A 22,901-nucleotide genomic window follows, 5' to 3' on the forward strand; every position below is an offset into this window, starting at 1 on the left:
ACACTGGACGACGCCACTCAGCCCTCGGAGGCAACCCCCCGATCAGCCGACTGCAACCAACGTCCTGACCCCGTACAACTAGGCTGTACGGGTGTCTGATGCGCCAGTGGTCCCTCCGGTAGTCGGTTTTCCCCTCGCCCTCGCCGCAGGGCTCGCGATGCCTGTGCAGGGCAGGATCAACGGCGCGCTCGGCACCGTGCTCGACGACAGCATCGCCGCCGCGCTGATCAGCTTCGGCACAGGCCTGATCCTGATGGTCGCGATCACGCTCGTCCTGCCGGGTGCCCGCGCCGGAGCGCGGCAGATCATCCCTTCCGTGCGCGAGCGCCGCTTCCCGCCCTACTACGTGGCGGCTGGAGCGATCGGCGCGTTCTTCGTCTTCTCGCAGTCACTGACGATCGGCGTCCTCGGCGTCGCCCTCTTCACCGTGGCAGCCGTCATGGGGCAGTCGCTCAGCGGCCTCCTGGTCGACCGCGCGGGCATCGGGCCCGGGGGCAAGCGCGCAGCGACACCGATGCGCGTGATCGGCGTCGTCCTGACGGTACTGTCCGTCGTCTGGGCCGTGTCCCCCCGATTCGGAGCAGCAGGGGAGATGTCGAGCTGGCTGATCCCCGTCCTCCTCCCGGTCGCAGCCGGGGTGCTGATGAGCTTCCAGCAGGCGATGAACGGGACGGCGTCGCTCCACTACGGGACGCCCCTCGCGGCCACACTGATGAACTTCATCGCGGGCACGGTCGTCCTGGTGGCGGCCTGGCTCGTCAAGCTTGCGATCGCCGGGCCCGGCAACCCCCTGCCCTCCGAGTGGTGGTACTACCTTGGCGGACCCATGGGGTGTGTCTTCATCGCCCTCGGTGCGTTGCTCGTCAGGAGCCTCGGGGTCCTGCTCACCGGCCTGTGCATGATCGGGGGACAGCTCGTCGGATCACTCCTGCTCGATCTGGTGGTTCCTGCTCCCGGGACGATCGTGGTGTTCGCGACGGTCGCCGGGACGCTGCTGACGTTGGCCGCCATCATCCTCACGACGTTGCCGTGGCCTGGACGACCCAGGACCTGACGCCGAGCGACGACGGCGAATTCCTCCTCCGCAGCCCGGTATCAGCTGAAGCCGCAGGAAGCGGACCCGGTAGGCTTGCGGCGTAGCTTCCCGCCTGCAAGCCCGGCGGAACAGACTGCAGAACGCGCCCCCCACCGGCGGACCGCACCCAGCGGCCTGCACAGAACTGGAGAAGAAACACCATGGCAGCAGCCAAGTCCGCACTCGATCCCATCATCTCGCTCGCCAAGCGGCGCGGCTTCGTGTTCCAGTCGGGTGAGATCTACGGCGGGTCCCGCTCGGCCTGGGACTACGGACCCCTCGGCGCGGAGCTGAAGGAGAACATCAAGCGCCAGTGGTGGCAGACGATGGTGCGCGGCCGCGACGACGTCGTCGGGCTCGATTCCGCTGTCATCCTGCCGCGTCAGGTCTGGGAGGCTTCCGGGCACGTCGAGGTGTTCAGCGACCCGCTCGTGGAATGCCTCTCCTGCCACAAGCGGTACCGCGCGGACCACCTCGAGGAGGAGTACGAGGAGAAGAAGGGACGCGCGCCCGAGAACGGACTGCAGGACATCACCTGCGCCAACTGCGGGACCAAGGGTCAGTGGACGGAGCCGCAGGAGTTCTCCGGACTGCTGAAGACCTTCCTCGGTCCCGTCGCTTCCGAGGAAGGTATGCACTACCTGCGCCCGGAGACGGCGCAGGGCATCTTCGTGAACTTCAACAACGTCCTGACGACTGCCCGCAAGAAGCCCCCGTTCGGTATCGGCCAGATCGGCAAGAGCTTCCGCAACGAGATCACGCCGGGCAACTTCATCTTCCGCACGCGCGAGTTCGAGCAGATGGAGATGGAGTTCTTCGTCGAGCCGGGCACCGACGAGGAATGGCACAAGTACTGGATCGGCGAGCGGTTCTCCTGGTACACCGACCTCGGCATCGACCCGGACAACCTGCGCCTCTTCGAGCACCCGCAGGAGAAGCTGAGCCACTACTCGAAGGGCACCACGGACATCGAGTACCGCTTCGGGTTCCAGGGATCCGAGTGGGGTGAGCTCGAGGGCATCGCCAACCGCACGGACTTCGACCTCTCCACCCATTCCAAGCACTCCGGCACGGACCTCGGGTACTTCAACCAGGCCACGAACGAGCGCTACACGCCGTACGTGATCGAGCCCGCGGCCGGCCTGACGCGCTCCTTCATGGCGTTCCTCGTCGACTCCTACACCGAGGACGAGGCGCCCAACGCGAAGGGCGGCGTGGACAAGCGCACGGTGCTGAAGCTCGACCCGCGGCTGGCCCCGGTCAAGGCCGCCGTCCTGCCGCTGAGCCGCAACGAGGATCTCTCCCCGAAGGCCAAGGACCTCGCAGCCCAGCTTCGCAAGGGCTGGAACATCGACTTCGACGACGCAGGCGCGATCGGCCGCCGGTACCGCCGCCAAGACGAGATCGGCACGCCGTTCTGCATCACGGTGGACTTCGACACCCTCGAGGACCAGGCGGTGACGATCCGTGAGCGCGACACCATGGCGCAGGAGCGCGTGTCCCTCGACCAGGTGCAGGGATACCTCGCCGCGCGCCTGATCGGAGCCTGATGGCCCTCGAATACCGCGCCTGGCAGGAGGGGGACGACCTCGAGCTCATCCAGCTCTGGGGCGGCCCAGAATCGGCGGTCGCCGAGCAGTTCCGCGGCTCCTTCCGCACGCCGTCCGACAACCCCTGGAACCGCTGCATCACGGTCGTGGACCAGGGCGTCCCGGTGGCGGCCGGCTGCGTCTACGGAGCCGCGCTGCATCCGGACCGGTTGTGGTGCTACATCGAGGTGGCCGAGGACCACCGGCGGGCGGGCATCGGTTCGACGCTGCTCACGATGCTGCAGCACGAAGCCGCGGCGTCGCCGTCGGGAGTGACAGCCCTGCGGTCGAAGGTGACGCCCGGAACCACCGGGGCCGCGTTCGCCGAGGCCACCGGCTTCAGCACGCTGCAGCGCTCGCGGCTCGTCGTCGTCGCACCCGGAGCCCTCGCCGCTCCCGCCTTCGACGATGCCGGAGGGCCCCAGCTCGAGGAAGCGGCCACGGGATCGGTGGAACTGACGCGAGCCCTCGCGTCCTTCTACGAGACCGTCCACGCCTGGGACCGCGCAGACATCACCCTCGGACGCGCGCAGCAGCTCTTCCTCGGTGACGCGAGCGGCGCCGGAGGCGCGATCGTGCTGCGGGACAAGCCGAAGGACGACGGCGGCACGATCGCGGCCTTCGCCATCAGTTACACACAGGCCCGCACCGAGGACCCGGCTGACGTGCTGCTGGGCTACGACACCGCGCTGTCACCCTCGGAACAGCAGGCCGCGGTCGCCAGCATGATCGCGATGCTCGTGCACCAGTACCCCATCCAGCTGGAGCTGGATGACTCGATGGAGGCACTCGTGGCCGTCGTCGAACCCCTGCTCGCCACGGGGTCCGCGAGGCTCGCCGCGCCCGAGACGCTCGTCGTCGCGACGGGCTGATCCGCGATCGGTCGAGCCGCGACGGGCTCATCCGCGACGGGCCGAGCCGGAACCGGCTGGACCGGGGGCTCGCACCCTGGTGCCTGCTGCACGGCGCCGCCTCCGACGCGAGGGCCGCCACGCTCCCCAGAACGGGCGGCCCTTCCGCGCAGCCGGCTGCTCAGCCGCGGTCGTGTCGTCCGGCCTTCTTGTCGGCGATGTCCGCGGCCTCGCGCTCGGCGTCCGTCATCGCTCCGCCGCCGAGGCGCGCCGGCATCCACCATGCCCCGGGCTCGGGAGTGACGGGAAAATCGGCGATGCAGGCGTCGATGCCGTCCTGCAGTTCCTGGCGCAGCTTCTCGGTCTCCTCGGCGACGTCGACGCCGGGCTCGTGGTGGATGGCCGGACCGACGTGGACACGGATGGGCGACTTCCAGGCGCGTTTGAGGGAGAACCCGTGGCCTCTCGTCAGCAGCCGATGGGAGCCCCAGACGGAAATCGGGATGACGGGCACACCCGCTTCGGCCGCGAGCCGGACGGGTCCTGTCTTGAGGGAGCGGACGGTGTAGCTGCGGGACACGCCGGCCTCGGGCAGGATCGCGACGTACTCCCCGGCGCGCAGCTTCGCGAGGGCGTCGTCGTAGGCCGCCGCCCCCGCCTTCCGGTCCGTGACGACGTGCCCGAGGCCGAACACGAAGGGGCTGACGAACCAGTGGTCCGCCGCGCGCTTGGAGATGAGGTAGCGCGCCTGGATGCGGGCGTGGTTCCACAGGACCAGTTCCGCGAAGGCGAAGTCGAGATAGCCGAAGTGCGTGATGGCGACGACGGCGCCGCGCCCGGGCACCGCCCGCCGGGAGCGCCCGTTCAGCGGGTCAGGGGCAGGCAGGTTCTCCGCCCCGGAGACGACGACCGGCAGGCGCAGGGCAGCGAACACCGTTTTGCCCGCATAGACGACGAACCGGTACATGCGGTCGTTCTGACGCGGTTTCCATCCCATACTCGTTGTCCTTCTCCGGCCCGTACAAGGCCTGCTTCGAAGCTACCGCGGACACTGGGAGAACCCACTGGTGCCACTCCTCTACCCTTTGTACCCCGGCAGGCTGCACCTGCGCTTCATGGTCGGCCGGTTACGGCCGAGTTGTCAGCACCGGGGGCGGCTGCTCGCCATCGAGCGCAGTGGGCTGGTCGACCTGCCGTCGGCAGGGCCACTCGGGATCACGCGGTCATGCCGAGCGGATTCGGTGCCCGATACAACGGGTCGGAGGGCGCCAGAGCCCTTGCCGCGACGGCTGCGCCGGTGTCCTCGGCGAAGTGCCGGAGGAGGAACGAGGTGCTGAGGCCATGCCAGACCGGGATCCTGCGGGCCATGAAGTGGCCCGCACGGAGCATGCGCACGTAGTGGACGTCCCGTGCGACGCCCACGGCCCGCTGAGCGAAGGACAGTGACGCCCTCGGGCTAGTCCACCGGTCGACGTCCCCGTGCATGATGAGGACACTGCGGCCGCGTACCGGCGTCACCGGGGTGGAGGGCTCCAGCCAGGGTGCGAGGGCAGCGACGGCGCGGACCTGAGGGTGTTCCGCCGCAGCGAGAGCTGCTCGGCCCCCCATGGAATGACCGAGAAGGTAGACGGGCACTCCGGGATGGTTTGCGGAAATCCGGTCGAGAGCCCATCGGGCGTCCTTCAGCGCGGACTGGTCCGTGCCGTTCCACCCCCTGACACGGTTGCGGAGCGACCAGACGGCCAGGCCCTGAGTGCCTCCTCCTGCTGCCAGTAGTGCAGCGAAGGGACGCATGCGCAGCGGACTGAGGTGCTGCGGTCGTACCGCGTCGAGGCTGTCCGCCCGGCCACCGTGGAGGACGAGTGCTACGCCCCGCACGCCCGCGCCAGCACCGCCGATCACGACCGAGGGTTCACCGGGGCTGGTCGGGAAGTTCTCCTGCCGTACCATGTGCCGTCCGTTCCGCCCGGAGGGCCTGATCGCCGCCGACGACGCGCCTGTCGCCGCTGCAGGTTGCCGCCGCCCGGGCTCCGCGCGTCATCCTGCGTACAATCCGGAGGGTGCCCGGTGCGCCTCGTCGAGGTCCATCGCCGCCGAGCCCTACGTCCTGTCCACCCACCATTTGACCACCCGAGGGATGCCCGTGGGCCACAACCACCTCCACGCCGCCGAGTCGCAACCGTCCGCTTCCGCGATCGCTACGCGCAAACGGGCCACCCTGCTGCTCTCGGCCATTCTCGTTCCCCTCGGGGTAGTGACCCTGATCGCGATGGTGCTGCTCTGGCCGAGCGGTGACCGCAGTTCGCTGTCCGTCGCCAATCCCTACGCGACGGCGGAAGGGGTCAGCTTCGACCGGGGCACGGTCCGCGAGGTGGGCGAGGGCGACTGCCCGTCCTCACAGACGACGGTGGACGCCGGCGGCACCGCGATGACGTGCACCATCGCGTATACGCAGCCCACGCTGGGCGGCGACATCATCCCCGTGGAGGTCACGCCCGAGCTGGCGAAGACCAACGCGGTGCAGGCGGGGGACGAGATCCGCTACCTCAATCTCGCGAACGTCATGCAGGGCGCCGCCCCCTACGTCTTCGTGGACTTCGTCCGTTCCGTCCCGATCATGGCGCTCGCGGTCGCGTACGCCGTCGTGGTCATCGCCGTCGCCCGCTGGCGGGGCCTGCGAGCCATGATCGGCCTGGTCGGTGCGCTGGTCATCCTGGCGCAGTTCATCCTGCCCGGGCTGGTGGAGGGCAAGCCGCCCCTGCTGCTCGGGCTCGTGGGCTCGGTGGTCATCATGTACGGCGTCCTCTACTTCGCCCACGGCTTCTCCGCGAGGACGTCGACGGCGCTGCTCGGCACGGTGTTCGGACTCGGGGTGACAGCGGCACTCGCCGCCTGGGCCACGGATGCAGCCCACCTGACCGGGGTCGGCGACGAGAACGCGTACACGCTCGTGAACGCGTCCGACGAGCTGAGCATCTCCTCGATCATCCTCTGCGGCCTCATCATCTCGGGCCTCGGGGTGCTCAACGACGTGACCATCACCCAGTCCTCCTCCGTGTGGGAACTGTACGAGCTCGCACCGAACACCTCCGCGCGGCGACTCTTCGCGTCCGCCATGAGGATCGGGCGCGACCATATCGCCTCGACGGTGTACACGATCGCTTTCGCCTATGCCGGGGCGGCGTTGCCGGTGCTGATCCTCGTCTCCCTCTACGACCGCGCGCTGATCGACACGCTCACGAGCGGCGAACTGGCGGAGGAGGTGGTGCGGACGCTCGTCGGCTCGATCGGCTTGGTGCTCGCCATCCCGCTGACCACCCTCCTCGCGGTGCTCGTGGTCAAGGCGGTCGGCCCGAGAGCCATGGGTGGGCGGCACGACGACGGCACCAGCGGCGGAGTGACCCCCGCTGCACTGGCGACGGCGGAGGCACATGCTCTCGCGCCGGGAGAGCGCCTCGTGGCACTCGGCGAGCGGCGTGCCCGGCGTGCCGCGGAACCGGAGGCGTGACGAACCATGGCGAATGCATGGCGGAAGGCCGGCAAGGAGAAGAGGCGGACAGCGAACACCGCCGCCGGATTTGCGGGCCCTTGCGACAATGGAGGGGTGACTGCAGTATCGACCCTTCCAGCTTCGGCGACCGGCGACCGTGGCCGCGACGCCCTCCACGACGACATCCACGACGACACGCGAGGCGCCACCCGCGAGGACACCGGAGGCGCCCTGCCGGATGCGTCCGACGGCGCGCTCAAACTCGACCTTCCGCCGCTCACGCTCGGCAATATCACCGTGGACACGCCGGTGATCCTCGCGCCGATGGCGGGTATCACCAACAAGGCCTTTCGCCGGCTGTGCCGTGAGTACGGCGGCGGGCTCTACGTCTCCGAGATGGTCACCTCCCGCGCGCTCGTCGAGCGCAGCCCGGAGTCGATGCGCATCATCTCGCACGACGACGACGAGAAGGTGCGGTCCGTCCAGTTGTACGGTGTCGACCCGAAGACCGTGGGCGCTGCCGTCCGGCTGCTCGTCGAGGAGGACCGCGCCGACCACATCGACCTGAACTTCGGCTGCCCGGTCCCCAAGGTCACGCGCAAGGGCGGGGGAGCGGCCCTGCCCTGGAAGCTCGACCTCTTCACCGCCATCGTGCAGACCGCCGTGCGCGAGGCATCGAGGGGGAATATCCCGCTGACCATCAAGATGCGCAAGGGCATCGACGAGGACCACCTCACGTTCCGCGAGGCCGGTCGTATCGCCCGAGACAGCGGCGTCGCCGCCGTCGCCCTCCACGGACGCACGGCGTCCCAGTTCTACTCGGGCAAGGCCGACTGGAGCGCGATCGCCGAACTGCGCGAGGCCCTGCCGGATATCCCGGTGCTCGGCAACGGTGACATCTGGAGCGCGGAGGACGCCGTGCGCATGGTGCGGCAGACCGGCGTCGACGGCGTCGTCATCGGGCGGGGCTGCCAGGGCCGTCCATGGCTCTTCGGCGACCTGATGAACGCTTTTGAGGGCAGCGCGTCGCGGTACCGTCCAGGGCTCGGGCAGGTTGCCGACACCGTGTACCGGCATGCGGAACTCCTGGTCGAGACGTTCGGCAGCGAGATGATGGGGCTCAGGGACATCAGGAAGCACATGGCCTGGTACTTCAAGGGCTACGTCGTGGGCGGCGACCTGAGAGCCAGGCTTGCCACCGTGCCCACGCTCGAGGTGCTGCGCGGACTCCTGGACGAACTCGACAAGGACTCGCCCTACCCGGGCCAGGATGCGGAGGGACCCCGCGGCCGTGCCGGCTCGCCGAAGAAGACGGCGCTGCCGGAGCGCTGGCTCGAGGGCCGCGTCCTCAACTCCGCGCAGCAGGCGGACATCGCCGCTGCCGAGGTGGACGTATCCGGCGGCTGACCCGCGTGCCCGGCGCTCTCCCGCCGGCGCGGTGGTCCGGGCTCCCGTGCTCCACATGCTCCGGAGCGGGCAGGCCCTTCCTTCACAGTTGCGCTAGAAAGGCATCATGAGTCTCCCCGAACTGTCCGCCACCACCGGCTACAGCGCCGCGGACACAGCACGATGGGTGAAGGAGCCGCCGAAGAGCTCGCACCGCACCGACTTCGAGCGGGACCGTGCCCGCGTGCTGCACTCCTCCGCGCTCCGACGGCTCGGTGCGAAGACACAGGTCGTCGCGCCGGACACCGACGACTTCGTCCGGACGCGCCTCACGCACTCGCTCGAGGTGGCGCAGGTCGGCCGCGAGCTCGGCAGGACTCTCGGCTGCGACCCCGACATCGTGGACACCGCCTGCCTCGCGCACGACCTCGGTCATCCTCCCTTCGGCCACAACGGCGAGTCGGCGCTCAACGACATCGCGCACGGCATCGGCGGGTTCGAGGGCAATGCGCAGACCCTGCGCCTGCTCACGCGGCTCGAGCCCAAGGTCCTGCAGGCCGACGGCGGGCCTGCGGGCCTCAACCTCACGCGGGCGAGCCTGGATGCTGCGTGCAAGTACCCCTGGACAGCAGCCGCGGCGCCCGTGATCAGCGGTCAGCGCACCACGAAGTTCGGTGCGTACGACGACGACCTCCCCGTCTTCGACTGGCTCAGGGACGGCGCGCCGGAAGGCCGCTCGTGCCTCGAGGCGCAGGTCATGGATCTCGCCGATGACATCTCCTACTCCGTGCACGACGTCGAGGACGCGATCGTGGCCGGGCATCTCCAGCTCAGGTGGATGGACAGCGCGGACGCCCGCGCGCGGGTGGTCGGCTATACACAGCAGTGGTACCTGCCGGGCAGCGACCCCGCCGCCGTCGATGCCGCTCTGTCGCGCCTGGAGCGCACCCCCGTCTGGGTGCGGGAAGCCGACGGTACGCGGCGGTCCATGGCAGCCCTCAAGAACATGACCAGCCAGCTGATCGGTCGCTTCTGCCTGAGCGCCATGCAGTCCACGCGCGCCATCTACGGGCCTGACTCCCTGACGCGCTACAACGCGGAGATGGTGGTGCCCGAGGAGACCATCCTGGAGATCGCCGTGATGAAGGGACTGGCGACCACCTATGTGATGACCACGGACCACCGCCAGCCGCTCTACGAGCGCCAGCGCGAGGTCCTGGCGTCCCTCGTGGCGCAGATCCATGCGGACGGCGACCGCTACCTCGAGCCGATGTTCGCGGCCGACTGGCGGGAAGCTTCTGACGACGACGCTCGCCTACGCGTGGTCATCGACCAGGTGGCGTCGCTGACGGACGCATCCGCACTGAGCCTTCACGAGCGGATCGTCGGACCGGTTCCGGCACTCTGGTAGGAACCGGCACCGGGAGGTTCCTACGGCCCGTACCCGGAACCGCCCCCGGTCAGGGAGGCGTTGGGCACACCTGCTCCAGCCACGGTCAGGGTGTCCGTGGGGCAGGCATAAACTGAATGCCATGGCCGGACTCATCAAGCGTGAAGACATCGATGAGGTACGCCAGCGCACGGACATCAAGGAAGTCGTCGACGCCTACGTCACGTTGAAGTCTGCCGGCATCGGCTCGTGGAAGGGGCTGTGCCCGTTCCACGACGAGCGGTCGCCCTCGTTCCACGTCCGGCCGCAGATGGGCTCCTACCACTGCTTCGGCTGCGGTGAGGGCGGCGACGTCATCTCCTTCGTCCAGAAAGTGGACCACACCTCCTTCAGCGAGACGGTCGAGAAGCTCGCCGCTCGTATCGGTTTCGAACTGCACTACGAGGACGGCGGGACGGGGCCGCGGCGCGAGGACGTGGGCAAGCGTCAGCGCCTCCTGGACGCGCACAAGATCGCAGCCGAGTTCTTCCGGGACCAGCTCCTGACCCAGGGCGCCGGCACGGCCCGGCAGTTCTTGCAGGAGCGGGGCTTCGACCGCGACGCAGCCGAGCACTTCGGTGTCGGTTACGCCCCGCAGGGCTGGGACACGCTGCTCAACCACCTGACCGGGCGGGGCTTCACGCTGGACGAGCTGAAGCTGACCGGTATGTTCAGTGCCTCGTCGAGCAACCCCGGCCGGTTCTACGACCGCTTCCGGGGCCGCCTGATCTGGCCCATCCGCGACATCACCGGCGATACCGTCGGCTTCGGCGCGCGGAAACTCCACGAGGACGATCAGGGTCCCAAGTACCTCAACACACCGGAGACCTCGCTCTACAAGAAGTCCCAGGTGCTGTACGGCATCGACCTCGCCAAGAAGGACATCGCCAGGAACAGGCAGCTCGTCGTGGTCGAGGGCTACACCGACGTCATGGCCTGCCACCTCGCCGGCGTCGGAACCGCCGTCGCCACGTGCGGTACGGCCTTCGGCGCCGACCACATCAAGATCGCGCGGAGGCTCCTGTCCGACGACGGCACGGGCGGCGAGGTGATCTTCACGTTCGACGGCGATGCGGCGGGGCAGAAGGCCGCCCTCCGCGCGTTCGAGGAGGACCAGAGGTTCACCTCGCAGACGTACGTAGCAGTCGAGGCCTCCGGCGCGGATCCCTGCGAGCTGCGCCAGACCAGAGGGGATGATGCGGTGCGTGCGCTCATCGCGGAGCGTCGTCCCCTGTTCGAGTTCGCCATCAAGGCGTCCTTCGAGAACTTCGACCTGTCCTCCGGCGAGGGGCAGGTGAAGGCGCTGCGCCACGCGGCCCCCATCGTCGCGCAGATACGGGATGTATCACTCCGCTCCACCTATACGCGCGAGCTCTCACGCTGGCTCGGCATGCAGTACGTGGGGGAGGACCAGGTGGCGCGAGCGGTCGCTGCAGCCGCTCGCCGGGACGGTGCCTCCGCTGTCTCGTCGAACGGCAGGCAGCAGGGCGTACAGGGACACCAGGGAGGCCCTGGCCGGCCACTCCCCGCGTCGTCCGGAGTCGCCGGGCCCGGCGCTCCCTCGTCCGACGAGCCGTATTTCGAGCGGCCCGATCCGCGTGACCCTATCGCCCGCATGGAGCGCGAGGCGCTCGAGGTGGTGCTCCAGCAGCCCACGCTCCTCACGGCCGCCCAGTGGGAGAGTTTCTCGACCTCACGGTTCACGGTTCCCGTCTACGAGGCGCTGCACACTGCTGTGCTTGCGGCAGGGGCAGCCGGGACGGAATTGTCACGCTGGGTGGAATCCGTGCGGGAGGGGGTACCGGACGTCCTGCGTCCCCTGGTCAGCGAACTCGCCGTCCGGCCGCTACCCGCCAAGGACGCCGACGCCATGGTCAACTACTGCCGGGACATCCTCAACCGCCTGACCGAGCTTCGCATCACGCAGCAGAAGGCGGACAAGCTCGGGCAGTTGCAGCGCATGAACCCGGCCGATGATCCCGCACTCTACAACCAGCTTCAGCGCGACCTGATGGAGCTGGAGATGCAACGGCGGCAACTCCGCGAGGAGTAGGCCGGCGCCCGATTTCACTTCGCCCCGGAAGGTATGTAATGTAATACCTGCGCTTTCCTCCGTAGCTCAATTGGCAGAGCATTCGACTGTTAATCGAAGGGTTACTGGTTCAAGTCCAGTCGGAGGAGCAAATTCGCCCCTGACCTGTGGAAACATCGGTCAGGGGCGTTTCCTTTTCCCGGGCTCCCTGAAGGGTGGCGCGCCGGCGAGCGCGGCCGGTGGAGGACGCGCCGGCCCCCGACGGCGCGGGGCACGAGCGTAGGCTGAAGCGCATGGATACTGACGGCACCGACGGCAAGCTCATCCTCGTGACCGGTGCCACGGGCTACATCGGGGGCCGGCTCGTCACGAAGCTGATCGCCGCGGGGCACACGGTGCGCGTGATCGTTCGGTCCCCGCAGAAGCTCAAGGACGTCCCCTGGTCCGGTTCCGTCGACATCGTGGAGGGGGACCTGCAGGACAGTGCCACCATGCGTGCGGTCAGCCAGGGCGTCGATACCCTGTACTACCTCGTGCACTCCATGGGATCGGGCCGGGACTTCGACAAGCGCGAGGCAGACATCGCAGCGACCGTCGCCGAAGCCGCGACGGATGCAGGGGTGCGGCGCATCGTCTACCTCGGCGGTCTCCACCCGGAGGGCGTCGAGCTGTCCACCCACATGCGCTCGCGCACTCAGGTCGGGAAGATCCTGCTGGACTCCGGTACTCCGACCATCGCTTTCCAGGCCGGCGTCGTCATCGGTTCCGGCTCCGCGTCCTTCGAGATGATCCGGCACCTCTCCGACGTCCTGCCCGTGATGCCTGCGCCGAAGTGGGTCCTCAACCACATCGAACCCATTGCAGTGCGAGACGTCATCCACTACCTCGTCGGAGCACTCGATCTTCCGGGAGGACTCAACAGGACGTTCGACATCGGGTCCCGCGAGGTTTTGACCTACGCCGAGATGATGAACCAGTACGCCGAGGCCGCCGGCCTCCCGCGCCGCAGGATCCTCGCACTCCCGGTGCTCACTCCGCGCCTCGCAGGGCACTGGGTCAATCTGGTCACCCCTATCCCGAGGGCGATGGCGATGCCGCTGATCGAGTCCCTGCAGCATGACGCCGTCACCTCCGAGCATGACATCGACGACCACATCGCCGCCCCCGAGGGCGGCCTGACGGGCTATCGGCGGTCGGTGGACCTGGCTCTGGGCAAGATGCGCGGGGGAGAGGTGGAGACGAGCTGGGCCGGGGCCACGCAGGTCGACAGCGAGGCGGACCCGCTGCCCTCGGACCCCGACTGGGCAGGCCACACGGTGTTCACCGATGTGCAGACGTACAGCTCCACCGCGTCCCCGGAGACGTTGTGGAGCGTCGTCGAGGGCATCGGAGGTGAGAACGGCTGGTACTCGTGGCCGGTCGGCTGGGCCGCGCGCGGCTGGATGGACAAGCTGGCAGGCGGGGTGGGCCTGCGTCGGGGGAGGAGGGACGCACAGGAACTCCTCACCGGCGAAGCGCTCGACTTCTGGCGCGTCGAGGAGCTCGTGCACGGGGAGCGACTCCGGCTGCGGGCGGAGATGAAGGTGCCCGGCCGCGCATGGCTCGAGTTCGCGGTGCAGCCCGATGGTTCCGGCAGTTCCTACTACCAGCGCGCCGTGTTCTTCCCTCAGGGCCTGTCCGGACGCCTGTACTGGCTCGCGGTGCTGCCCTTCCACGGCTTCATCTTCAAATCGATGGCGCGAAACATAGCGAAGACGGCCGAGGCCCTTCCGGCGGACTCCGGGTCCGCAGCGGCGTAGCCCGCCGCGTCGACGACTACGACGCCGGGTCACTGCTTGGAGGGCCGGTTACTGCAGGGCCGGCACCTTCCGCGGACGGACCACGGTCCAGAGGAACACCATGCCCAGGGCGATGCATGCTGCCATTACACCCGCCATCGGCGCCGCGGATTCGATGCCCTCGCCCAGGAGCCCGACGAGGGGCGAGATGACACCAGCGGTTCCGAAGGTCACGGCACCGAGCAGGGACGCTGCGGTGCCGGCCTGCGCGCCGTTGTTGATCAGGGCGAGAACCTGCACGCAGGGGAAGATGAAACCCGTCGCCATGATGTAGAACCAGAGCGGGAGGGCGGTTCCCCAGAAACCGAGACCGAGCTGATCGAAGGCGATGATGAGGATCGCCATGACGAGCTGCACGACCGTGGCCGCCGCGATGACCCATTGCGGGCCGACCCGCCTCAGTACGCGGGAGCTGATCTGGACTCCGGCCACGATGCCCAGGGAGTTGATGGCGAACAACAGGCCGTACTGCTGCTCGTTGAGTCCGTAGGGACCCTGGAACAGGAACGGCGACGCCGAGAGGTAGGAGAAGAGCCCGGAGAAGTTCATCCCGCCGACGAGCAGGATGCCGATGAAGATGCGGTCCCCCAGCACGGCCCGGTAGCGCTGCACCACCGTCAGCCCTGACTGGCGGCGGTTCTCCTTCGGCAACGTCTCGATGATGAACATCGCGACCGCGAGGATGACCAGGACCCCGTAGCAGGCGAGGAACCAGAAGATGCCGGGCCAGGGAAAGAGCAGCAGGAGCTGTGAACCGATGACCGGCGCGAAGATGGGCGCCATGCCGTTGACGAGGGCCATGTAGGACAGCATGCGCACCAGGGTGTAGCCGCCGAAGAGATCCCGCACCATCGCCATCGCGACGACGCCCCCGCCCGCCGCGCCGATGCCCTGGAGCACGCGGAACAGCATGAGCATGCTGATGTCCTCGGAGGACGCGGCCCCGATCGAGGCGCCGACGTGCAGGGTGGTCGCCAGGATGAGGGGCAGGCGCCGACCGATCTTGTCGCTGAGCGGACCCACGAGCAGTTGCCCGCCCGCGAAGCCGATGATCGTGCCCGTCAGGGTCAGCTGGACAGCGGCTTCGGACACGCCGAAATCGGACTGCAAGGCCGGGAACGCCGGCAGGTAGAGATCGATCGTGAACGGACCTAGTGCCGTGAGGGTCCCGAGGATGAAGACGTAGATGATCTTCTCGCGGCGGGAGAGGCTGTCGCCTGGATGGGTGATGGTGCTCAAGATGCTGCCTAACGAACGGAAGGTGCTTGCCGGTGTATCACGTGGAGACATGATGCGAGGGGGTGGCATCGACTGCAAGGGCGGCCCGGCGACGACGGCGGAGCGGCTTCCAGTGTGCAACCGCCCGTCCGACGTGGCACGATTTGGTTGCTGGGGCGAATCAATGACCCTCTTATCCTATGTCCACCGTCAACCCTCCGGAGATGCAAGCGGGGAATCGGGATGGATGGGGGCTGCTGCTAAGCACGCTTCGGGTTGACGTAGGGTGAAGAAAAATCGAACAAGCAGGAAGAGCTGAACATGAGCGAGCACGACGCCGGTCCGGAGACAGTGCAATCCCCGCGGCACCTCGCGAGAGTCATCGCGATCACCGTTGCCGCCGCCGTCGGAGGGCTCCTGTTCGGGTTCGACACCGCTGTCATCAACGGGGCGGTCGACTCGATCCAGGCGGACTTCGAGCTGAGCTCGAGCGTCCTCGGATTCACCGTCGCCATCACCCTGCTCGGGTGTGCTGCCGGCGCCTGGTTCGCCGGGGGACTGGCCGACCGCTGGGGTCGCAAGAAAGTCATGGTCGCCGCAGCGATCCTCTTCGCGGTGAACTCCGCCGGGTCGGCCTACGCCTTCTCGGAGTGGGACCTCATGGCCTGGCGGCTCGTCGGCGGGCTCGCGATCGGTATCGCCTCGGTCATCGTGCCCGGCTACATCGCCGAGATCGCACCGTCGAAGTGGCGCGGGGGGCTGGCGTCGGTGCAGCAACTGGCGATCACGGTCGGCATCTTCGCCGCGTTGCTGTCGGATGCCTCCCTCGCAAGCGCGGCCGGTGGCGCCGGTAACGAGTTCTGGTGGGGTTTGTCCGCGTGGCGCTGGATGCTCCTCGTCGGTGTGATCCCTGCCGTCGTCTACGGCGTCCTGGCGCTGATCATCCCGGAGTCGCCACAATTCCTGATCCGGGCAGGCCGTGACGAAGAAGCTGCTCGCGTCCTGTCGCGGGTGTCCGGCGTCAGCGACACCACGCGCAAGATCGGGCAGATCCGCCAGAGCTTCGAGCGCGAGGACCGCGCGAGCTACCGCGACCTGCGGGGACCTTCCTTCGGGCTGCAGCCCATCCTGTGGGTCGGCATGGCCATCGCCGCACTCCAGCAGCTGGTGGGCATCAACGCGATCTTCTACTACTCGACCACGCTCTGGAAGTCCGTCGGTTTCAGTGAGAGCGACTCTTTCACGACGTCGGTCATCACGTCGGTGATCAACGTGGTCATGACGTTCGTGGCGATCTTCTTCGTGGACCGCGTAGGTCGGCGGAAACTGCTCCTGATCGGCTCGATCGGCATGGCCGTCGGTCTCCTCGCCGCGACAGCCGCGTTCCTGCAGGCCGACGGATCCGGCGAGGACATCGCCCTCCCCGGCGTCTGGGGGCCCGTCGCACTGGTCGGCGCGAACCTCTTCGTCATCTTCTTCGCGGCCACCTGGGGTCCGGTGATGTGGGTGACCCTCGGAGAGATGTTCCCCAACCGGATCCGCTCCATCGCGCTCGGTGTCGCCACGATGGTCAACTGGATCTTCAACTTCATCGTGACGCTCACGTTCCCCTGGGTGAGCGAGAACCTGGGGCTCTGGACCATGTACGCGGCTTTCACCGTGTTCGCCGTGCTCTCCTTCGTCTTCGTGCGGACGAAACTTCCCGAATTCGCGGGCAAGGACCTCGAGGACAATGCGGAACTGACGCCGGCCTGATCGCTTCCCGAGGATATCCCTAGCGCACAGCGAGCCCGTGGTCCTGTCCACGAGCAGGACCGGGGAACCGGAGCCCCGACCGCAGCCCGGTGGTAATTTTGGTTCAGCCAATCCCAGCAACACACTCACGAATGGAGGCAGGGCCTATGAACAGCTCGGCTAGTACGCGCGGCAAGCGGTCCACGGGCTCGCTGTCGCTGTTTGGACTCATCAGGCTCCTGGTCCGTCTGACGCCGCGCCAGGTCAGCGATGAGGTCTCGATCGCCATCGCGCAGATGAAGCAGAAAGGCATCAAGGCGGGAATCGCGGCTGCGTTCCTCGTCGTAGCCCTCGTCTTCGTGCTGTTCTTCGCCGTCGCACTCGTGGTCGCAGCAATCATGGGCCTCGCCGAGATCATGCCGGCATGGCTCGCCGCGCTGCTGGTCGCCCTCCTGTTGCTCGTCATCGGAGGGGTCCTCGCCCTGATCGGTGTCTCGCGGCTCAAGAAGCAGCTCCCGCTCGTACCGCAGGACGCGATCCGCGGTATCCGTTACGACCTCGGCGTGCTCAAGGAGGGCCGCAGCTTCGACCCGGCGACGCTGGACGTCAAGAAGCCCAAGGAGGACTCGGGCATCACCGACGACGGCAAGGACGCCAAGGACAGCAAGCCCAAGGAACCGACTCCTTCCTACGAGGAACTGCGCGGACGCTCGGGCGAGCGCCGTACGCACATCGCGGAAGCCAGGGACTCCCTCGGTGCCCGCGTGGACGTGAAGTCGCGCTTCGGCAAGGCGAAGCACCGCTCGGCACAGGGCGGAGGACAGGCCGGCGGCTCGAAGGGAAACGGCACGACGGCTGCGGTCGCAGCACGCCGTGAGGTCCCGCACAATACGAGCCTGGCCGACCGCTGGAAGCCGCTGAGTGTCCTCGCTGCGTCCGTTGCGGCAATGCTCGTGATGCTGCGACGACTCCTCAGCAGATAGACCCCGGCACGGTCGAAGGGTGGCCGCTCGCCCGTGATCGGACCCGCACGCCGCGGGGGACCTCACGGGGGAGCGACCGCCTGGCTGCATAATGGGGTGGGGAGGCACGGGTGATGAGACTGATCGGGGCTGGAGCGCGGCCCGGTAACGAGGGCACTAAACTCGCGACGGCGTGGACCCTGCCGAACCTCATCACGGTCATCCGGTTCCTGGGCGTCCCGTTGTTCGTATGGTTCATCAGCGAGCAGAGGTACGGAGCCGCCGTCCTCACGCTCGTGGTCATCGGGTCCACCGACTGGGTGGACGGCTACGTGGCTCGGCGCCTGAACCAGGTGTCGACCGTGGGCATGTGGCTCGACCCCGTCGCGGATCGGACGGCTCTCATCGTCATCGCCGTCACGTTCGTCGTCGACGGCATCGCACCGGCATGGCTGGTGTGGTCCATCGTCATCCCGGACATCGTCCTCATCATCAATGCCCTGGTCCTCTTCCGCGGGCCACTGCATCTTCCGGTGGTGACCGTCGGCAAGATCCGGACGGCGATGCTGCTCGTCGGAGCGCCCCTGCTACTCCTCCACCGCGTGCAGGGCTTCGGCCAGGACTGGATCCTCGTGGTGGCGCAGGGATTGCTCGGCGCGGGGTGCGTACTGCACCTCGTCGCCTTCTACGCCTACTTCACCGCAGCCCACCGCAAGTACCGGCTGGAGCGGGCCGAACAGCAGTCGTGCCCCTCGTAGCCATAGCGCTGGCCCTGCTGGGGGCGGTCTTCCTCGCGTTCGGAGCGCAACGCCAGGGTAGCGCCGTGCGGGCGAACACGGGCGGCCTGTCGCTCAGTTCTTCCGGGTTCGCCCGGCTCCTCACCAATCCGCGCTGGCTGTTCGGCTTGTTCCTGCTCGGCGCGGGAACCGCACTCAACGTCGTCGCCCTGAGCCTGGCAAGCCTGACCGTCGTGCAGCCCATCGGGGCGATCGCGCTGGTGATCACGACGATCGTCAACTCCCGCGACCAGGGCATCCGCATCAACCGGCCGACCGTTGCCGCCATCACCGCGTGCGTGACCGGCAGCGCCCTCTTCGTCGTGCTCGCCGTGAACGTCACGCGGGAGAACCACGCCATCGATCCGGCGCAGGAACTGTCCGTGGTGCTCCTGCTGGGTGCCGCCGTCGCGCTCTTCGGGTCGCTCGCAGTCGTCGGGAGGCACCGACTCAATGCCTTCGCCTACATCCTGGGAGCCGGAGTCCTCTTCGGATTCGTTGCCGTGCTCACCAAGATCGTCGCCGTCCATCTGCTCGACCCGAACGGGCGCCTCCTGCTCAATGTCCCGCCCCTCACCCTGGTCGCACTCGTGGCGGCCGTCGCTCTCGGAGCATGGTTCGTCCAGAGCGCTTACGCCACGGGTCCCCCCGACCTCGTGATCGCCGGTCTCACGGTCATCGATCCGATGGTCGGCATCGCGGTGGGCATCACGATCCTCGACGAACTCCAGCCGGATGTGCGGACCGTGACCGCGTTGGGGATGGGTGCGGCGGCCCTCATTGCTATTGTGGGGGTCGTCGCCCTGTCCCGCCATCATCCCGATGTCGTGAAGAGGCAGCGCTGATGCAACCCACCACAGTTCCGCCCAGTACACCGACCCAGGGGATCCACGCGTGAGTTACCCGGCTGATTCCAAGCCTCTGACCATCCTGATCGCTGCGGACACCTATCCGCCCAACGTGAACGGTGCGGCCCAGTTCGGCTACCGCCTGGCGAAGGGGATGTCGGGACGCGGTCATGAAGTGCACGTGCTCGCTCCGCGCGCGTCCAACGGCAGGAGCTACACCGAGCCGGGCGGTGACTGGACGGTGCACCGCCTCCGTTCGCACAGTGTGCCGACGCACGACTACTGGCGCATCTGCCTTCCCTGGGAGATCAAGCGGGACATCAGCCTGCTCTTCGACCAGGTCCAGCCCGATGTCGTCCACATCCAGTGCCACTACATGGTCGGCGAGTACACGCTGTACGAGGCCGTGAAGCGTGGCATCCGCGTGGTGGCCACGAACCACTTCATGCCGGAGAACCTCAATCCCTTCCTGCCGTTCCCCGCGTGGCTGAAGAGGATCGTCGCGAAGAACTCCTGGAAGGACATGGGCAAGGTGATGAGCAAGGCCGCAGCGGTCACCACACCGACTCCCCTCGCGGCCAAGGCGATGCACGACCACGCTTTCCTGCGCGAGGTGCTGCCCGTCTCGAACGGCATCGACTCGGCTGGGTACGAACTCCGGCCGGGTGAGGTGATCGAGCCCCACGAGCACCCCACCGTGCTCTTCGTCGGCCGTCTCGCCGAGGAGAAACACATCGACGTCCTGATCGACGCCGTGGCCAAGACCCCGGAACACCTCCGAGTCCATCTCGAGGTCGTCGGAGGCGGGGAGGTGAAACCGGCGCTGCAGGCGCAGGCTGCCCGGCTCGGCATCGGTGACCGTGTCGTCTTCAGGGGCCTGATCGACGACGACGAGCTGCGCAAGAGCTACATCCGGGCGTCGGTGTTCTGCCAGCCCGGCACCGCGGAGCTGCAGTCGCTCGTCACGCTCGAGGCGATGTCCGCGTCCACCCCTGTACTCCTCGCCAATGCCATGGCGCTTCCACACCTCGTGTCCGACGGCGAGAACGGTTACCTGTTCACCCCAGGGGACTCCGACGAGCTCGGCCGCCGCATCACGGAGATCCTGGAGCTGTCGCAGGAGGACCAGCGGAAGATGGGAGCCGCGAGTCGCGAGTTGGTCGGCAAGCACGACATCTCTGCGACTCTCGCGACGTTCGAGGGCCTGTACTACGGGACGCTCCGCGCCGACCTCCATGCCGGCTCCTCCACCGCCGAAGCCGCCCGAGAGCCCAGTGGGACCGCCTTCAGCGGGTAGGACGCTGCCGTCCGCATACAATAGGACTCGCGTTCGATGCCTGGCGTAGGCCGGCAGCAGCGCAGCGGGAACCGTCGGTTCCTCGGGGCTGTAGCTCAGCTGGTTAGAGCAGCGGACTCATAATCCGTTTGTCCTGGGTTCAAGCCCCAGCAGCCCTACGGCGAGGTTGACCCTCGCGATGCGCCGTCCGCTCACAGCGGGCGGCGCATCGTCCGTTTCGGGGGATTCCCCGACCCGAGTCCTCCGCTCGATCCACTGGCGCCCTAAGTTACCGGCGAGTAACCTAGGGCCATGAGCGCTTCGAGCGCTCGTCAACGGTCCACTGGAAAGTGCTGGTCGCCGATGACCAGAGCGAAGGAATCCCGATGAGCAAGACGTCGATCGATGTCAACAACCTCCCGTATCCCGGCGGCGACTTCTATGCGTTCGAGGAGTTGCTCTCCGACAAGGAGCGCGCGCGGCTGGAGGAGATCCGTGCCTGGCTCGCCCGCGAGGTGCGGCCGAACGCCGTCGAGTGGTGGAACCAGGGCGTGTTCCCCAAGGACCTCATCCCCAGGATCGCCGAACTGGATCCTGTGAGCCCGGTCCATCGTCAGGGCTACTCCAACCTGTTCGCCGGCATCACGCACGCGGAATTCACCAGGGCGGACACCTCGATCGCCACCTTCATGGGCGTCCACGACGGATTGTTCACAGGCTCCATCGAGGCGCTCGCCTCCAGGGAGCAGCAGGAGGAATGGCTGCCGGACATCTACGCCATGAGGAAGATCGGGGCGTTCGGCCTGACCGAGCCCCTCGGCGGTTCCGACGTCGCCGGAGGTACCCGGACGACGGCGCGGCGCGACGGAACGTCCTGGGTACTCAACGGGGCAAAGCGCTGGATCGGGAATGCCACGTTCTCCGACTGGGTCGTCGTCTATGCGCGCGACCTCGAGGACAACCAGGTCAAGGGCTTCATGGTCGACACCACCACGCCGGGCTTCACCTCGACGAAGATCGAGAACAAGATCGCCCTGCGCGCCGTGGAGAACGCCGACATAGTCCTCGACAACGTGGTGGTGTCCGACGACTTCCACCTCAAGGGTGCGAACAGCTTCCGGGACACCAACAAGGTCCTCAAGGTGACGAGGCTCGCCGTGGGCTGGCAGGCCGTGGGCCAGCAGCTCGCCGCCTTCGACGTCGCCCGCCGTTACGCCGTCGAACGCGAGCAGTTCGGCCGGCCGATCGCGAGCTTCCAGCTGGTGCAACAGCAGCTCGTCCAGATCCTCGGCAACGCGATGAGCTCGATGGGCATGATGGTCCGCCTGTCCCAGCTCGAGGACGCAGGCAAGGCGAAGGATGAACAGTCGGCACTGGCGAAAGCCTTCACCACGGCCAGGATGCGCGAGAGCGTGGCGGCAGGGCGCAACATCCTGGGTGGCAACGGGATCGTCACGGACTACGGGATGGCGAAGATCTTTTCCGACGCGGAAGCGATCTACTCCTACGAGGGCACGCAGGAGATCAATACACTCGTCGCGGGCAGGTCGATCACAGGGATTGCTGCCTTCGTCTAGGAACGAATACCTGCGGCGCATCCGACCCGGCGCCCCGCTGGATGGCTGAGCAGGATTGTCGGTCACCCTGCAAGCGGCAGCAGCACCGATGGGCGGCGGTCCATGACGAAGGACAGCGGATCGACGTATTCGCCGTCCGCCCGCACGCCCCAGTGGAGGCACGGGAATCCGCAGTGCCCCCGGGCCTCGCCCGTCGCTGTGGCGAGGGCCCCGACGACGTCGCCCGCCGCGACCCGCTGACCCTTCAGCAGGGCCGTCTCGACCGGTTCGAAACTGCTGATCCGGCCGCCGCCGTGATCGATCGACAGCACACCACGGTTCACGACCGTGCCTGCGAAGAAGACGACGCCGTCCGCGGGGCTCAGGATGGCCGCTGACTCTTCCGCGCCGGTGGAGAGGTCCACGCCACGGTGACCCCGTTGCCACGTCCGGGGTGGTTTCTCGAAGGTTCGCAGCACCGTCGGTACCGGCTCCAGCGGCCACGACCACTCAGGGACGAACACCTCCGGACCGCGCTGCTCCGGGAGCGTGGAAGAGCCGGGCCACCCGGTGACGGGGAAAGGCGGCGAACCCGTGGCCGGGCCTGCGGAACCGCTGACGAACGCGGCTGCCAGACAGAGCACGAGGGCGAAGAGCCGGCGATGGTGGCTGGGATGGTGGCAGGGGTGGCTCGGCCGGCTGCGGGGAGCGCGGGCCGTGCGCGCGATCGGCGACGTGGCGACAGGCATGCATCGACACTGCCCGTCATCGACCGGCGCCGGGGCGTCCGCAGCATCCATGTGGAAAAAGTGCCGCTCCCCCGCCCTGCGGGGGGAGCCGC

Annotated in this window: 18 protein-coding genes and 2 tRNA genes; 16 read left to right on the plus strand and 4 right to left on the minus strand. The window is 67.8% G+C overall.

Going from position 1 to position 22,901, the window contains the following annotated elements:
- The first annotated feature begins 91 nt into the window (after positions 1-91).
- From CXQ96_RS11270 to CXQ96_RS11280, 3 genes are all read left to right on the plus strand, one after another.
- On the plus strand, positions 92-1,054 hold the full coding sequence (locus CXQ96_RS11270) for a DMT family transporter (RefSeq protein WP_104118153.1): 963 nt from the start codon (positions 92-94) through the stop codon (positions 1,052-1,054).
- A gap of 182 nt (positions 1,055-1,236) precedes the next feature.
- Entirely contained in the window at positions 1,237-2,625 is a 1,389-nt protein-coding gene (locus tag CXQ96_RS11275) for a glycine--tRNA ligase (RefSeq protein WP_104118154.1), read from the plus strand.
- Entirely contained in the window at positions 2,625-3,536 is a 912-nt protein-coding gene (locus CXQ96_RS11280; protein WP_104118155.1) for a GNAT family N-acetyltransferase, read from the plus strand. Before CXQ96_RS11275 ends, CXQ96_RS11280 begins: the two co-directional genes overlap by 1 nt.
- A gap of 160 nt (positions 3,537-3,696) precedes the next feature.
- Here CXQ96_RS11280 and CXQ96_RS11285 read toward each other — a convergent pair whose 3' ends face one another.
- Together CXQ96_RS11285 and CXQ96_RS11290 are read right to left on the minus strand one after the other, a co-directional pair.
- Positions 3,697-4,512 (minus strand): lysophospholipid acyltransferase family protein, encoded by an 816-nt coding sequence (locus CXQ96_RS11285; RefSeq protein ID WP_104118156.1) that lies wholly within the window; start codon positions 4,510-4,512, stop codon positions 3,697-3,699.
- Positions 4,513-4,730: 218 nt separating this feature from the next.
- Positions 4,731-5,465, minus strand: coding sequence for an alpha/beta hydrolase (locus CXQ96_RS11290; RefSeq protein WP_104118157.1), 735 nt, complete (start codon positions 5,463-5,465; stop codon positions 4,731-4,733).
- A gap of 187 nt (positions 5,466-5,652) precedes the next feature.
- Between CXQ96_RS11290 and CXQ96_RS11295 the strand changes: the two genes are divergently transcribed.
- The 6 genes from CXQ96_RS11295 to CXQ96_RS11320 all read left to right on the plus strand — a co-directional run bounded on the left by CXQ96_RS11295 (position 5,653) and on the right by CXQ96_RS11320 (position 13,651).
- Complete coding sequence (locus CXQ96_RS11295; protein WP_104118268.1) at positions 5,653-7,023, plus strand: YibE/F family protein; 1,371 nt, start codon at positions 5,653-5,655, stop codon at positions 7,021-7,023.
- A 213-nt stretch (positions 7,024-7,236) separates the two neighbouring features.
- Positions 7,237-8,412 carry a tRNA dihydrouridine synthase DusB gene (gene dusB, locus CXQ96_RS11300; protein ID WP_104118269.1) on the plus strand — a complete coding sequence of 392 codons (1,176 nt, stop codon included), beginning with the start codon at positions 7,237-7,239 and terminating at the stop codon, positions 8,410-8,412.
- A gap of 106 nt (positions 8,413-8,518) precedes the next feature.
- Complete coding sequence (locus tag CXQ96_RS11305; RefSeq protein ID WP_104118158.1) at positions 8,519-9,802, plus strand: deoxyguanosinetriphosphate triphosphohydrolase; 1,284 nt, start codon at positions 8,519-8,521, stop codon at positions 9,800-9,802.
- 121 nt (positions 9,803-9,923) lie between these two features.
- On the plus strand, positions 9,924-11,873 hold the full coding sequence (dnaG, locus tag CXQ96_RS11310; RefSeq protein WP_104118159.1) for a DNA primase: 1,950 nt from the start codon (positions 9,924-9,926) through the stop codon (positions 11,871-11,873).
- Between the two features lie 55 nt (positions 11,874-11,928).
- Positions 11,929-12,001, plus strand: a tRNA-Asn gene (locus CXQ96_RS11315).
- A gap of 144 nt (positions 12,002-12,145) precedes the next feature.
- A complete protein-coding gene (locus tag CXQ96_RS11320; RefSeq protein ID WP_104118160.1) occupies positions 12,146-13,651 on the plus strand; it encodes an SDR family oxidoreductase in 1,506 nt (501 codons plus the stop codon).
- A gap of 48 nt (positions 13,652-13,699) precedes the next feature.
- Here CXQ96_RS11320 and CXQ96_RS11325 read toward each other — a convergent pair whose 3' ends face one another.
- Positions 13,700-14,929 (minus strand): multidrug effflux MFS transporter, encoded by a 1,230-nt coding sequence (locus CXQ96_RS11325; RefSeq protein WP_258059063.1) that lies wholly within the window; start codon positions 14,927-14,929, stop codon positions 13,700-13,702.
- 300 nt (positions 14,930-15,229) lie between these two features.
- Between CXQ96_RS11325 and CXQ96_RS11330 the strand changes: the two genes are divergently transcribed.
- From CXQ96_RS11330 to CXQ96_RS11360, 7 genes are all read left to right on the plus strand, one after another.
- Complete coding sequence (locus CXQ96_RS11330) at positions 15,230-16,663, plus strand: sugar porter family MFS transporter (RefSeq protein ID WP_104118162.1); 1,434 nt, start codon at positions 15,230-15,232, stop codon at positions 16,661-16,663.
- 146 nt (positions 16,664-16,809) lie between these two features.
- Entirely contained in the window at positions 16,810-17,625 is an 816-nt protein-coding gene (locus tag CXQ96_RS11335) for a phage holin family protein (RefSeq protein WP_181036438.1), read from the plus strand.
- A gap of 113 nt (positions 17,626-17,738) precedes the next feature.
- Positions 17,739-18,362: a CDP-alcohol phosphatidyltransferase family protein gene (locus CXQ96_RS11340; protein WP_181036439.1), complete on the plus strand. Its 624-nt coding sequence runs from the start codon at positions 17,739-17,741 to the stop codon at positions 18,360-18,362.
- Positions 18,350-19,225 (plus strand): DMT family transporter, encoded by an 876-nt coding sequence (locus tag CXQ96_RS11345; protein ID WP_104118165.1) that lies wholly within the window; start codon positions 18,350-18,352, stop codon positions 19,223-19,225. The genes CXQ96_RS11340 and CXQ96_RS11345 overlap by 13 nt, the downstream gene beginning before the upstream one ends.
- A 49-nt stretch (positions 19,226-19,274) precedes the next feature.
- Positions 19,275-20,525 (plus strand): glycosyltransferase, encoded by a 1,251-nt coding sequence (locus tag CXQ96_RS11350; protein ID WP_104118166.1) that lies wholly within the window; start codon positions 19,275-19,277, stop codon positions 20,523-20,525.
- An 84-nt stretch (positions 20,526-20,609) separates the two neighbouring features.
- Positions 20,610-20,683 (plus strand) — tRNA-Ile (locus CXQ96_RS11355).
- A 207-nt stretch (positions 20,684-20,890) separates the two neighbouring features.
- On the plus strand, positions 20,891-22,081 hold the full coding sequence (locus CXQ96_RS11360) for an acyl-CoA dehydrogenase family protein (RefSeq protein WP_104118167.1): 1,191 nt from the start codon (positions 20,891-20,893) through the stop codon (positions 22,079-22,081).
- A gap of 62 nt (positions 22,082-22,143) precedes the next feature.
- Here the strand turns inward: CXQ96_RS11360 and CXQ96_RS11365 are convergent, their stop codons facing one another.
- Entirely contained in the window at positions 22,144-22,809 is a 666-nt protein-coding gene (locus CXQ96_RS11365; RefSeq protein ID WP_104118168.1) for a M23 family metallopeptidase, read from the minus strand.
- Positions 22,810-22,901: the final 92 nt, after the last annotated feature.

The sequence above is a fragment of the Arthrobacter sp. B1805 genome (assembly GCF_002929745.1).
Taxonomy (GTDB): domain Bacteria; phylum Actinomycetota; class Actinomycetes; order Actinomycetales; family Micrococcaceae; genus Arthrobacter_D.

Excerpts from the sequence above, each read along its gene's own strand:
- CXQ96_RS11275 (WP_104118154.1), top strand. The coding sequence starts at position 1,237 with ATGGCAGCAGCCAAGTCCGCACTCGATCCCATCATCTCGCTCGCCAAG.
- CXQ96_RS11280 (WP_104118155.1), top strand. The coding sequence starts at position 2,625 with ATGGCCCTCGAATACCGCGCCTGGCAGGAGGGGGACGACCTCGAGCTC.
- CXQ96_RS11285 (WP_104118156.1), bottom strand. The coding sequence starts at position 4,512 with ATGGGATGGAAACCGCGTCAGAACGACCGCATGTACCGGTTCGTCGTC.
- CXQ96_RS11290 (WP_104118157.1), bottom strand. The coding sequence starts at position 5,465 with ATGGTACGGCAGGAGAACTTCCCGACCAGCCCCGGTGAACCCTCGGTC.
- CXQ96_RS11295 (WP_104118268.1), top strand. The coding sequence starts at position 5,653 with ATGCCCGTGGGCCACAACCACCTCCACGCCGCCGAGTCGCAACCGTCC.
- CXQ96_RS11305 (WP_104118158.1), top strand. The coding sequence starts at position 8,519 with ATGAGTCTCCCCGAACTGTCCGCCACCACCGGCTACAGCGCCGCGGAC.
- dnaG (WP_104118159.1), top strand. The coding sequence starts at position 9,924 with ATGGCCGGACTCATCAAGCGTGAAGACATCGATGAGGTACGCCAGCGC.
- CXQ96_RS11320 (WP_104118160.1), top strand. The coding sequence starts at position 12,146 with ATGGATACTGACGGCACCGACGGCAAGCTCATCCTCGTGACCGGTGCC.
- CXQ96_RS11330 (WP_104118162.1), top strand. The coding sequence starts at position 15,230 with ATGAGCGAGCACGACGCCGGTCCGGAGACAGTGCAATCCCCGCGGCAC.
- CXQ96_RS11335 (WP_181036438.1), top strand. The coding sequence starts at position 16,810 with ATGAACAGCTCGGCTAGTACGCGCGGCAAGCGGTCCACGGGCTCGCTG.
- CXQ96_RS11340 (WP_181036439.1), top strand. The coding sequence starts at position 17,739 with ATGAGACTGATCGGGGCTGGAGCGCGGCCCGGTAACGAGGGCACTAAA.
- CXQ96_RS11360 (WP_104118167.1), top strand. The coding sequence starts at position 20,891 with ATGAGCAAGACGTCGATCGATGTCAACAACCTCCCGTATCCCGGCGGC.
- CXQ96_RS11365 (WP_104118168.1), bottom strand. The coding sequence starts at position 22,809 with ATGCCTGTCGCCACGTCGCCGATCGCGCGCACGGCCCGCGCTCCCCGC.